Source organism: Lysobacter sp. TAB13 (assembly GCF_052113885.1).
Classification (GTDB): Bacteria; Pseudomonadota; Gammaproteobacteria; order Xanthomonadales; family Xanthomonadaceae; genus Lysobacter; species Lysobacter gummosus.
Map to the genome: position 1 here is coordinate 24,834 of NZ_JBFRDR010000021.1, position 12,758 is coordinate 37,591.

The following is a 12,758-nucleotide window of genomic DNA, read 5'->3' on the forward strand; positions in this document are numbered from 1 at the left end:
GTCCTTGCCGCGCCTTACAGATCGGCGCCGATATTGAGATAGAGCTGGAAGCCCGAATCGGGGTGATCCAGGCCGCGTGCGATATCGACCCGCAACGGGCCGACCGGAGAGCGCCAGCGCACGCCGACGCCGACGCCGGTGCGCATGTCCGGACTGTCGTCGAAGGCGCTGCCGCTGTCCACGAACACCGCCGCGCCCCAGCTTTCGTTGAAGTACTGCTCGAATTCGACGCTGCCGGTGATCACGTTCTTGGCGCCGAGCGCGAAGGCCTTGCGGCCGGGAATCGCCGGAATGCGCGGGCCGACTTCGCGCCATTCGTAACCGCGGATGCTGCGATCGCCGCCGGCGTAGAAACGCAGCGACGGCGGCAGATCCACCAGAGCGTTGGTGAAGGTGTGGCCGAGTTCGCCGCGGGTGATCAGGCGGCTGCGCTCGCCCAGGCCCTTGTACCAGCGCGCGGTGACCTGCGCCTGCAGGAAGTTGGCGTCCGAGCCCAGCGCCTCCAGGCCGCCGCGCAGCAGGCCGGTGGCGCTGATGCCGTTGCGCGGATACAGGCGGTCGTCGGCGTCGATGTATTCCGCGCGCAGCGAGGGATACAGGAAGGTCGCGGTGCGGTAATCGATCGGCGTGGTCGGATCGTTGTCGTCTTCGTCGGCATAGGCCCAGCGCTCGCGCAGGCCGTGCAGCGAGGCGGTCGCGGTCCAGCGCTGATTGATCTTGCCGCTGCGGCTGGCGACCAGTTCGATCCGGCGCGAATCGATGTAGTCGGTCTGTTCGTCCGCGCCCTGCAGGCTGAAGGTGTACCAGCCGTCGAGCCAGGCGAAAGCGGGAATGCGGTATTGCAAGGTCGCGGTCTTGCGCCGCTGGGCGAAGTCGATCTGCGCCAGCGCCTTGTGGCCGCGATCGTTGATATAGCGACGCTCCACGCCCAGGCGCACGCCGGCGCCACTGTCGGTGCCGTAGCTCAGGCCGGAGGTGTAGATGCTGCGCTTGGCCGGGGTCAGCGTGACCTTGACCGGAATCTGCCCGTCCACGGCGTTTTCCGGCTGCGGCTCGATATCGATGCTGGAGAAATAATCCAGCCGCGCCAGCGATTCGCGAAAGGTGTCGAGCTTGCGCTGGTGGTAGTAGCTGCCCTGTTCCCAGTACACCAGCCGCTCCAGCAGGCTGTCGCGGATGATCCGCTTGGGCGTCTGCTCGAAGCTGATCGGGCCCATGTCGTAGCGCTGGCCGCTGGTCCAGACCAAGTCAATGGCAGCCGCATGTTCCGCGCGAGTAATTTCCACCCGCCGCGAAGAGAAATCAGCATCGAAGTAGCCACGTTCCGCTAACCGCCGGCTGATCTTGGTCTTGCTGGCCTCGTAAGCAGCGTGGTCGAACACCTGCCCCGGGCCGGGCCGGAACGCGGCCAGGTCCTGCTTGAGATAACGGTCGTCGCTGCCGGCGCCGAGGATAGCGATGTCGGAACGGCGCACTTTGACCGGCTCGCCCTTGTCCACGGTGATGATGACGGTGATCGGCGGCGAGGCCGCGCGCGCCGCGGCGGTGGCGGCCGGATCGGCGGCGGTGCCGGCCGGGCCCGTGGCCGGATCGGCGTTGGTGCCGGCCGGGTTCGTGGCGGTATCGCCGGCGGGCGGATCGGCGGCGGCGGCCGGACCGGTGGCGGCATCGGCGGGGTCGGCCGGCGCGGTCGGATCGGTGCCGGCCGGGGTGGCGATGCGGCGAGTTCCGCGCGAATCCTCGATCTTGATGGTCGGCGAGTAGTAGCCGAACGGCTCCAGCGCCTCGCGGGTCTCGTTCTCGGCCTCGCGCAACAGATAGCCCAGGCGGCGCCCGGACACGTCCTTGTCGATGGTGTCCACCAGGGACAGCGAAACCCGGACGTTATGGGTCATGGCCTCGTCGAGGCCGCGAATCTCGACTTTGCCGACCTTGGCGCCCCAGGCGGGGCCAACGGCCCCAAACCCCGCTGCAACGGTGGAAAAGACGAAAAAAAGGCGGGGGATCAATGGCATAGCCATCAGGATAACCGGTTGGCGGTGACTCTGTTTGCTGACTTTGGCCTCAGGCTTTGCACATTCGTTGCATCCAGCGTTAAGAAGTCGTAATTTCGATGCCAGGGGAACTGGCCGTAAGCGCGGGGGGCTGCGCTGCCGGCACTCGGAATCTCCTAGATAAAAGACCGTCCCGCCCTTCCATAAAGGAAGTCACAAGGTAGGGAAGCAATGTCATTGCATATTCCAGGAGTCCACTTCGTGAATAGAAAAATTTTGACCACTGCTGTCTGCACCGCGCTGGTCAGCGCAGTCGCACCGGCTTACGCCCAGCAGGCGGCGGCTACCGCTTCAAACGATGACGTCACCCGGATCGAGACGGTCACCGTCACCGGCTCGCGCATCTCCAACCCGAACGTCGTCTCGCCCGCTCCGGTCAGCGTGCTGACCGCGGAAGACATCAAGGCCACCGGCGCCATCAACATCGGCGACCTGCTGACCACGATGCCGCAGCTGGCCACCACCTTCACGATGGGCAACTCCGGCCGCTTCATCGGCACCGCCGGCGTGGCGATGCAGGACCTGCGCAACCTCGGCACCGCCCGCACCCTGGTGCTGGTCAACGGTCGCCGCATGGTCGGCGCCTCGGCCGGCACCTCGGCGGTCGATACCAACCTGATTCCGGCCGACTGGGTCGAGCGCGTGGAAGTCATCACCGGCGGCGCGTCCGCGGTGTACGGCGCCGACGCGGTCTCCGGCGTGGTCAACTTCATCCTCAAGAAGAAGTACGAAGGCGCCAACCTGCACGCGCAGATCGGCGACAGCCAGCACGGCAGCTTCGGCAAGCAGTTCATCTCGGTCACCGGCGGCGGCAACTTCGCCGAAGACCGCGGCAACTACGCGCTGTCCTTCGAGCACAGTCAGCAGGACGATCTGCAGTTCCCCGACCGCTTCGGCCACCAGGCCTATCGCGGCCTGCGTACGCCGGGCACCGGCTACGACACCACCCTGCTGGGCGATGCCGGCAACTACACCATCACCAAGGGCGGCACGTTCTCGCTGGGCAGCAACTTCAACCCGGCCCTGCGCTACGTGTTCGACGCCGGCGGCAAGGTGCGCAAGCAGCGCTTCGACGGCGCGGTGGACCGCAACAGCAACGCCACCTGCTCGAACTGCGATCGCCTCGACGGCAACCAGGACCTGCAGCTGCAGCCCAAGTACAAGCGCGACACCATCAGCGCGGTGGCCGGCTTCGATCTGAACCAGGATCACCGCCTGTACTTCGAAGGCATGTACAGCAAGGTCTCCAGCAAGTCGCACTTCTCCTCGGCGTTCGGCGCCACCGGCAACCCGCACATCATCGAGCGCGACAACGCCTACATGACGCCGGAGCTGCTGGCGATCATCGGCGCGCGTCCGAGCATCAACGTCGCGCGTAACGACGTGGATTCGGGCTTCCGCGGCGAAGACACCGACCGCCAGACCGCGCGCGTGGTGTTCGGCGCCGAAGGCGCGGCGTTCGGCAGCGACAGCAACTGGCTGTACGACGTGTCGGTCAACTACGGCCGTACCCACGAGCGTCGCCGCAACCTCAACAACCGCGTGCTGGAGAAGTTCTACGCCGGCCTGGATGCGGTGAAGGACGCCAACGGCAACATCGTGTGCCGTTCGAAGATCGATCCGACCCACGTCAATCTGGCGTACTTCAACAACACCGCCAGCCCCGACGGCATCATCTCGCCGGAAGTCGCGGCCAGCTGCATTCCGTTCTCGATCTTCGGCGAAAACGCGATCAGCCCGGGCGCGGCCAACTGGTTCAACGCCACCACCATCTCCAAGGCGCGCCTGACCCAGTTCGTCGCCGGCGGTTCGCTGACCAACAACAACCTGTTCGAACTGCCGGCCGGTCCGGTCAGCTTCGGCGCCGGTGTCGAGTACCGCCGCGAGACCAGCCAGACCATCAACGATCCGCTGGACATCTCCGGCCAGACCTTCCTCAACGCGATCCCGAACTCCGGCGGTGCCTACAACGTCCGCGAAATCTGGACGGAAGTGGCGATCCCGCTGCTGCACGACCTGCCGCTGATCAAGAGCCTGACCGTCGGCGCCGCCGCGCGTTATTCCAAGTACGACACCATCGGCAGCACCAAGGCCTGGCGTTACAACCTGGACTGGGCGATCAACGACAGCCTGCGTCTGCGCGGCAACATGTCGGCGGCCGTGCGCGCGCCGAACATCGACGAACTGTTCGGCGGCCAGTCGCAGAACTTCGGCGGCGTCGCCGATCCCTGCGACGTGCTCAACATCCGCAACGGCAAGGACCCGGCCGTGCGCGCCCGCAACTGCGCCGCGCTGGGCCTGCCGGCCGACTTCGAAGACACCTTCTCGGCCACCAACGAGGGCCTGTCGGGCAGCAACCCGGACCTGGATCCGGAAACCGGCCGCAGCTGGACCGCCGGCTTCGTGTTCACTCCGACCTTCCTGGAAGGCTTCGGCATGAACGTGGACTACTGGAAGATCCGCATCACCGACGCGATCGGCGCGCCGAGCTTCCAGCAGACCGCCGACCGCTGCGTCGATAACCCGGCCGGCATCAACAACATCTACTGCACCAACACCCGCCGCGGTCCGGACGGCCAGATCGACTTCCTGGTTTCGATCAACCAGAACATCGCCGCCACCGAAACCGACGGCGTGGACATCGGCGTTTACTACTCCCACGACCTGTGGGGCGGCCGCATGCGTTGGGACCTCAACGCGACCAAGGTGCTGGGCTACACCGACTTCCCGTTCCAGGAGGAAAAGGACGAGACGGTCGACCAGAACAAGACCCTGGGCTTCCCGGAATGGAAGGCCACCCTGCGCGTGGGCTACACCCGCGACAACTGGGACGTGAACTGGAACACCCGCTACGCCGACGGCGGCCTGCGCGTGACCAACGAGACCTACCGCTCGAATCCGAAGTCGGTCAACGTCTACAACGCCGGCTCCGGCGTCGCCCACGACGTGCGCGGCAGCTTCACGATCAAGGACACCGGCTGGCAGATCTACGGCGGCATCACCAACGTGTTCGACTCCGATCCGCCGGTCAATCTGTTCGGCACCGGCTTCGGTTCGGGCCTGTACGACCAGATCGGCCGCGCCTACTACGTCGGCGTGAACTACAAGTTCTTCTGATCGAACGTGTAGCCGTCCGGCACCATCGTTAGAGCTTTATCGCAAGAGCCGGCGCAAGCCGGCTCTTTCGTTTGCGGAGACCGGCGACCCGCGCCGCCGCCGGCCCGCTCGCGCGCCCGTCAGGCGCCCCGTCCGCCCCGTATGACCCTGAAATCCTTCGAAAAAACAACCGCACAGCGGCCTAGGCAGCCCTGAATTCGGCCATTCGGCCAAATTCGGCAAAGAATGACGCTTCGGCTAACCAATTGTATTTGTTACATATTTTTTAACGAGACTTTGCACAGTTCGTTGCATCTTTCGTTAAGAGTCCGTAATTTCGGCGCCAGGGGAACTGGCCGTACGCGCGGGGGGCTGCGCGACGGGCACTCGGGATCTCCTCTGACCACACCTAATCCAGCCTTCCAACACCAGGGAAGTCGCACGGTAAGGAAGCGATGTCATTGCACATTTCAGGAGTCCACTTTCGTGAATAGAAAACTGCTCACCACGGCTGTCTGCACTGCGCTGGTCAGCGCGGTCGCGCCGGCCTACGCCCAGCAGGCGAACGCCGCGTCGAACGACGACAGCATCACCAAGATCGAAGCCGTCACCGTCACCGGTTCGCGCATTTCCAACCCGAACGTCGTATCGCCCGCCCCGGTCAGCGTGCTGACCGCGGAAGACATCAAGGCCACCGGCGCGGTCAACATCGGCGACCTGCTGACCACGATGCCGCAGCTGGCCACCACCTTCACGATGGGCAACTCCGGCCGCTTCATCGGCACCGCCGGCGTGGCCATGCAGGATCTGCGCAACCTCGGCACCGCCCGCACCCTGGTGCTGGTCAACGGTCGCCGCATGGTCGGCGCCTCGGCCGGTACGTCCTCGGTCGATACCAACCTGATCCCGGCCGACTGGGTCGAGCGCGTGGAAGTCATCACCGGCGGCGCGTCCGCGGTGTACGGCGCCGACGCGGTCTCCGGCGTGGTCAACTTCATCCTCAAGAAGAAGTACGAGGGCGCCAATGCCCACGTGCAGATCGGCGACAGCCAGCACGGCGGCTTCAAGGAGCGCCTGTTCTCGTTCACCGCCGGCACCAACTTCGCCGACGACCGCGGCAACGTCGCCGTGTCGATCGAGCACAGCCAGCAGGACCCGCTGTGGTTCCCGGACCGCTTCGGCCATCAGAACTACGCCACCGTGCTCACCCCGGGCGGCGCCTACGACGGTCTGTTGCTGCCCAACTCGCGCAACTACATCTACACCACCGGCGGCGCGTTCTCGCTCGGCAGCCCGCGCGATCCGACCCAGCGCTACGTCTTCAATCCCGACGGCAGCGTGCGCAAGCAGCGCTTCAACGGCATCTACGACAACCGCAGCAACTGCCAGGACTGCGAAGGCCTGACCAACGATCAGACCCAGCTGCAGCCCGACTACAAGCGCACCACGGTCAGCTCGGTCGCCAGCTTCGACCTGAACCAGGACAACCGCCTGTACTTCGAAGGCATGTACAGCAAGGTCGCGAGCAAGTCGTTCGGCTCGGCGGCGTTCGCCGGCACGAACAACTTCCACATCATCGAGAAGGACAACGCCTACATCCGTCCTGACCTCGCGGCGCTGACCGCCGATCTGGACTACATCAACATGACCCGCGACGACCTCGACTCGGGTCTGCGCGGCGAAGACACCGAGCGCCAGACCTTCCGCGTGGTGTTCGGCGCCGAAGGCGCGCTGGGCGACAGCGGCTGGCTGTACGACGCCTCGGTCAACTACGGCCGCACCCAGGAGCGTCGCCGCAACCTCAACAACCGCATCATGGAACGCTTCTACGCCGGCCTCGACGCCGTCGTCGATCCGTCCAGCGGCCAGATCGTGTGCCGTTCGAAGATCGATCCGACCCACGTCAATCAGTCGTTCTACAACAACACCAGCAGCCCCGACGGCATCATCTCGCCGGAAGTGGCGGCCAGCTGCATTCCGTTCTCGATCTTCGGCGACGGCGCCATCAACCCGGCCGCGCGCGACTGGTTCAACGCCACCACCATCTCCAAGACCCGCCTGACCCAGTTCGTGGCCGGCGGCTCGCTGACCAACAACAACCTGTTCGAACTGCCGGCCGGTCCGATCAGCTTCGGCGCCGGTGTCGAGTACCGCCGCGAGACCAGCGAGACCAACAACGATCCGCTGGACATCTCCGGCCAGACCTTCCTCAACGCCATTCCCAGCGCGCGCGGCAGCTACAACGTCCGCGAAGTGTGGACGGAAGTGGCGATCCCGCTGTTGCACGACATCCCGCTGATCAAGAGCCTGACCGTCGGCGCCGCCGCGCGTTACTCCAAGTACGACACCATCGGCAGCACGCGCGCATGGCGTTACAACCTGGATTGGGCGGTCAACGACAGCCTGCGCATCCGCGGCAACATGTCGGCGGCGGTGCGCGCACCGAACATCGACGAACTGTTCGGCGGCCAGTCGCAGAACTTCGGCATCGTCGATGACCCGTGCGACGCGACCGAGATCCCGAACGGCAAGGACCCGGCGGTGCGCGCGCGCAACTGCGCCGCGCTCGGCCTGCCGGCGAACTTCCAGGATCAGGTCGGTTCCTCCAACGAAGGCCTGTCGGGCAGCAACCCGGACCTGGATCCGGAAACCGGCCGCAGCTGGACCGCCGGCTTCGTGTTCACTCCGACCTTCCTGGAAGGCTTCGGCTTCAACGCCGACTATTGGGAAGTCAAGATCGAGAACGCGATCTCGGCGCCCGACTTCCAGCAGACCGCCGACCACTGCGTCGATTCGCCGTCCGGCATCAACAACATCTACTGCACCAACGCCCGTCGCCGCGCCGACGGCCAGCTCGACTTCATCGTCTCGACCAACCAGAACATCTCGGCCATCGAGACCGACGGCGTCGATATCGCGATGTACTACACCCACGACCTGTGGGGCGGCCGCATGCGTTGGGACCTCAACGCCACCAAGGTGCTGAGCTACAAGAACTTCCCGTTCCAGGAAGACCCGGACGACGAGACCGACAGCAACAAGACCCTGGGCTTCCCGGAATGGAAGGCCACCCTGCGCGCCGGCTACAGCCGCGACAACTGGGACGTCAACTGGTCGACCCGCTTCGCTTCCGGCGGCCGTCGCGTGACCAACGAAAGCTACGCCTCCAACCCGAAGCAGACCAACGTCAGCTGGGCCGGTTCGGGCGTGTTCCACGACATGCGCGGCAGCTACACGTTCAAGGACACCGGCCTGCAGGTCTACGCCGGCATCACCAACGTGTTCGACTCCGATCCGCCGGCCAACCTGTTCGGCACCGGCTTCGGTTCGGCGCTGTACGACGTGCTCGGCCGTGCGTACTACGTGGGCATGAACTACAAGTTCTGATCGCGGCAACGGTTGCACGCAACAAAAAAGGAGCCGGCGCAAGCCGGCTCCTTTCTTTTTGTCCGCGATCGAAACACGCCGGCGTCGCGCGGGCTTACCTCGCCGCGATCACATCAGACCGACAAATGCTCGATCGCCGCGACGCTGCCGAGGCGATCGGACAGACGCTTGAGCAAGGCCAAACGGTTGTTGCGCACCGCCGCGTCGTCCACGTTGACCATCACCTTGTCGAAGAAAGCATCGACCTGCGGACGCAGGCGCGCCAGACGGCCCAGCACGGCGACGTAGTCGCGCTGCGCGAGCAAGGGATCGGTATCGGCGACGGCGGCATCGACGGCCTGCGCCAGTTCGCGTTCGGCCGGCTCGTTGAACAACGCGGCGTCGATCGCGCTCGGCACGTCGCCGTCCACTTTCCTGAGGATGTTGCGGCTGCGCTTGTTGGCCGCGGCGAGGGCCTCGGCTTCGGGCAGTTTCGCGAACTCGGCGATGGCGTTGAGGCGGCGGTCGAAGTCGGGCAGCATCGGCAGGCGCAAGGCGGCGACCGCGTCGAACTGCTGACCCGGCACACTGCGCTCGGTGTAGTAGCTGCGCAGACGTTCGACCACGAAGTCGTACAGCTCATCGGCCGTCGGCGCGGCGGCCTTCGCATCGGCGGGCTTCGCCTTGCCGCTTTCGTCGGCCTGCGTTTGCTTGCGCGTGGCCTCCAGCGCGATCGCCGTGGCGGCCGCAGCCAATGCGCTTTGCAGCGCCTCGCCCAGCGGCAGATCGATTTCGCCTTCGATCAGCGTGCGCGCCAAACCCAGGGCATTGCGGCGCAGGCTGAAAGGATCCTTGTTGCCGGTCGGCTTGAGGCCGGCCGCGAAGCCGCCGGCCAGCGTGTCCAGGCGCTCGGCGATCGCGAGCACGCGGCCCAGCGGCGACGGCGCGATCGCATCGCCGGCGAAACGCGGCATGTAGGCTTCGTCGATCGCATCGGCAACCTGCGCCGGCTCGTTCGCGGCGGCGGCGTAGTAACGGCCGGCGATGCCCTGCAATTCGGGAAATTCGTTGACCATGCGCGATTGCAGATCGTTCTTGGACAACTCCGCGGCGCGGCGCGCCTGCGCCGGATCGACGCCGGCGATCAAGGCCACGTCCTGCGCCAGCGCGGTCACGCGCGCGACCTTGTCGGCCACGCTGCCCAGCTTGGCCTGATAGGTCACCGTCTTCAGCCCTTCGCCCATCGACGCCAGGCCCTGCTTGAGGTCTTCGTCGAAGAAGAACTTCGCATCGGCGAAGCGCGGGCGGATCACGCGCTCATAACCCTTGCGCACTTCGCTCACGTCGCGGCTTTCGATGTTGGCGATGCCGACGAAACGCTCGCTGAGCTTGCCGGCCGCGTCGAGCACGGGGAAGAACTTCTGGTTGGCTTCCATCGTCGCGATCAAGGCTTCCTGCGGCACGGCGAGGAATTCGCGCTCGAAGCCGCAGGCCACGGCCACCGGCCATTCGGTCAGGCCGTTTACCTCTTCCAGGATGCCCTCGTCGATGCGCGCGCTGCCGCCGGCCTGCGCGGCCGCGGCGGTGACTTCGCGCACGATGCGTTCGCGGCGTTCGTCCGGATCGACCAGCACCTTGGCCGCGCGCAGCGCTTCGATGTAATCGCCGGGCGCGTTGAACGACACGGTCCGGTCGTGCATGAAGCGATGGCCGCGGCTGACGCGATCGCTGCGCACGCCCAGGATGTCCGCGGGCACCACCTCGTTGCCGAGCAACAGCACCAGCCAGTGCATCGGCCGGGCGAAACCATAGTCGTGATCGCCCCAGCGCATCGGCTTGGGAATCGGCATCGCGGCGATGGCCTCGCGCACGATGTCGCCCAGCAGGCTGGCGGTGTCGGCGCCGGGCTTGCTGGCGCGGTGGACGAAGCGCTCGCCCTTGGCGTCGCTGGTCTTTTCCAGTTGCGTCCAGTCGATGCCGGCCTTGGCGGCGAAACCCTGCAGTGCCTTGGTCGGCTGGCCCTCGGCATCGAGGGCGATGTTGAGGTAAGGGCCGAGCACTTCGCTGTTTTGTTCCGGCTGCCGCAGCGTCACCGCGGGCAGCAGCACCGCCAGGCGGCGCGGCGTGTACAGCGGCTTGGCGCCGTCGCGATCGAAACCGATGCCGCGCTTGTGCAGGCCGTCGAGCACGCCGTCGAAGAACGCCTGGGCCAGGCCGGACAGCGCCTTGACCGGCAGTTCTTCGGTGCCCAGTTCGATCAGGAGAGGTTGGGTCGTGCTCATGCGGTGGCCTTTGCGGTGTTGTCTTCGTTTCTTGAAGACGCCTCGCGCTCGATGCGGCGAGGTTGAAGTTGATCGGTGCGCTCGCCCTCGCCCCTCTCCCGCAGGCGGGACAGGGGTTGTGCGCGAATCAGGCGGCTTGCGCTTTCGGCGTCTGCTTCAGGCCGGGAAAGCCGAGCTTTTCGCGCTGCGCGAAGTAGGCTTCGGCCACGCCCTGGGCGATCTTGCGCACGCGCAGGATGTAGCGCTGGCGTTCGGTCACGCTGATCGCGCGGCGCGCGTCGAGCAGGTTGAACGAATGCGAGGCCTTGCACACTTGGTCGTAGGCCGGCAGCGGCAGGCCCAGCTCGATCAGCTTGGCCGCTTCGCGTTCGCAGGCGTCGAAGCGGTGGAACAGCTCGGCCACGTCGGCGTGTTCGAAGTTGTACGCGCTCTGCTCGACTTCGTTCTGGTGGTAGACGTCGCGGTAGGTCACCGCGCGGCCGTCGGGGCCGTAGGTCCAGACGATGTCGAACACGCTGTCGACGTTCTGCAGGTACATGCACAGGCGTTCGAGACCGTAGGTGATCTCGCCGAGCACCGGCCGGCACTCCAGGCCGCCGGCCTGCTGGAAATAGGTGAACTGCGTGACTTCCATGCCGTTGAGCCAGACTTCCCAGCCCAGGCCCCAGGCGCCGAGGGTCGGCGATTCCCAGTTGTCCTCGACCAGACGCAGGTCGTGCACCAGCGGGTCCACGCCCAGCGCCTTGAGCGAATCGAAGTACAGCTCGACGATGTTGTCCGGGCTGGGCTTCATCGCCACCTGGTACTGGTAGTAGCGCTGCAGGCGGTTGGGGTTGTCGCCGTAGCGGCCGTCGGTGGGACGGCGGCAGGGCTGCACGTAGGCGGCGTTCCACGGCTCCGGACCCAGCGCGCGCAGGAACGTGGCCGGGTGGAACGTGCCTGCGCCGACCTCCAGGTCCAGCGGCTGGATCAACACGCAGCCCTGTTCAGCCCAGTAGGCGTTCAGGCGCTGGATCATGCTTTGAAAGGTGATCACCGCAGGGGGTGCGTCGCTCGCGCTCATGGTCTCATCGCAGTGCAGCAAAGCGGGTTAGTATAGCCATGAGCCTTACAAATACAGGGCTTCACCCCGGATTTCAGCAGCGCCCATCCCCCCTCGACGCCACGCCGTGAACCCGCCCTTTCTGATCGTTGAGACCGGCCAGCCGGTCGCCTCCATGCGCCGTCACCGCGGTTTTCCGCACTGGATCCGCGTCGCCGCCGGTTTGGGCCGCGATGAGGCAGTCGTGATCAACGTCGAACACGGCGAACAACTGCCCAGCCGCGAAGGTTTCGCCGGGGCGATCGTGACCGGTTCGGGCGCGATGGTCACCGACCGCGCGCCGTGGAGCGAGCGCAGCGCCGACTGGCTGCGCGAAGCCGCCCACGCCCACCTGCCCTTGTTCGGCATCTGCTATGGCCATCAGCTGCTCGCGCATGCGCTGGGCGGCGAAGTCGGCAATCACCCGGGCGGGCGCGAGATGGGCACGATCGGGCTGGAGCTGCATTCCAGCGCCGAGCACGACCCGCTGTTCCGCGGCCTGCCGAGCCAATTCCCGGCCCAGGCCACGCATCTGCAGACCGTGCTGCGCGCGCCCGATGGCGCCACCGTGCTGGCGCGCTCGGCGCACGATGCCTGCCACGCGTTTCGCTGGGGCGATCATGCCTGGGGCGTGCAGTTCCATCCCGAATTCAGCGCCACGCACATGCTCGGTTACGTGCGCGCGCGCCGCGATGCGTTGCGCGCGGAAGGCCATTGCCCGAAGACCATCGCCGGCAACGTCAGCGCCGCGCCGCATGCCCGGCGCGTGCTGCGCCGTTTCGTCGGCCATGCGCGTGCGCTGCACGGGCGCTGAGCCCGCGGTTTCGCGACGGCCGCGCCGCGCGGTTCCGGCCTTCGCCGTGGCGCCGTGCGTACACG

The 12,758-nt window shown here is 66.2% G+C and carries 6 protein-coding genes; 3 read left to right on the plus strand and 3 right to left on the minus strand.

Annotated features, from left to right (window positions below; translation table 11 throughout):
* Positions 1-14: 14 nt before the first annotated feature.
* The gene (locus tag AB4Y92_RS20265; protein ID WP_441821310.1) at positions 15-2,021 is read right to left on the minus strand and encodes an autotransporter assembly complex protein TamA; all 2,007 of its coding nucleotides are present in this window, start codon (positions 2,019-2,021) and stop codon (positions 15-17) included.
* Positions 2,022-2,255: 234 nt separating this feature from the next.
* Here AB4Y92_RS20265 and AB4Y92_RS20270 point away from each other — a divergent pair, with 234 nt between their 5' ends.
* Both AB4Y92_RS20270 and AB4Y92_RS20275 read left to right on the plus strand, forming a co-directional pair.
* Complete coding sequence (locus AB4Y92_RS20270) at positions 2,256-5,171, plus strand: TonB-dependent receptor domain-containing protein (protein WP_441821311.1); 2,916 nt, start codon at positions 2,256-2,258, stop codon at positions 5,169-5,171.
* Positions 5,172-5,636: 465 nt separating this feature from the next.
* Positions 5,637-8,537 (plus strand): TonB-dependent receptor domain-containing protein, encoded by a 2,901-nt coding sequence (locus AB4Y92_RS20275; RefSeq protein ID WP_441821312.1) that lies wholly within the window; start codon positions 5,637-5,639, stop codon positions 8,535-8,537.
* Positions 8,538-8,650: 113 nt separating this feature from the next.
* On the opposite strand, the gene glyS is transcribed toward AB4Y92_RS20275, so the two are convergent.
* Together glyS and glyQ are read right to left on the minus strand one after the other, a co-directional pair.
* The gene (gene glyS, locus AB4Y92_RS20280; protein WP_441821313.1) at positions 8,651-10,798 is read right to left on the minus strand and encodes a glycine--tRNA ligase subunit beta; all 2,148 of its coding nucleotides are present in this window, start codon (positions 10,796-10,798) and stop codon (positions 8,651-8,653) included.
* A 127-nt stretch (positions 10,799-10,925) separates the two neighbouring features.
* A complete protein-coding gene (glyQ, locus tag AB4Y92_RS20285) occupies positions 10,926-11,861 on the minus strand; it encodes a glycine--tRNA ligase subunit alpha (RefSeq protein ID WP_441821314.1) in 936 nt (311 codons plus the stop codon).
* A gap of 106 nt (positions 11,862-11,967) precedes the next feature.
* Between glyQ and AB4Y92_RS20290 the strand changes: the two genes are divergently transcribed.
* Positions 11,968-12,693 carry a glutamine amidotransferase gene (locus AB4Y92_RS20290; protein WP_441821315.1) on the plus strand — a complete coding sequence of 242 codons (726 nt, stop codon included), beginning with the start codon at positions 11,968-11,970 and terminating at the stop codon, positions 12,691-12,693.
* Positions 12,694-12,758 lie beyond the last annotated feature (65 nt).

Bases quoted from the DNA above. Each gene is read 5' to 3' on its own strand.
- AB4Y92_RS20265 (WP_441821310.1), bottom strand. From the start codon at position 2,021: ATGGCTATGCCATTGATCCCCCGCCTTTTTTTCGTCTTTTCCACCGTT.
- glyS (WP_441821313.1), bottom strand. From the start codon at position 10,798: ATGAGCACGACCCAACCTCTCCTGATCGAACTGGGCACCGAAGAACTG.
- glyQ (WP_441821314.1), bottom strand. From the start codon at position 11,861: ATGAGCGCGAGCGACGCACCCCCTGCGGTGATCACCTTTCAAAGCATG.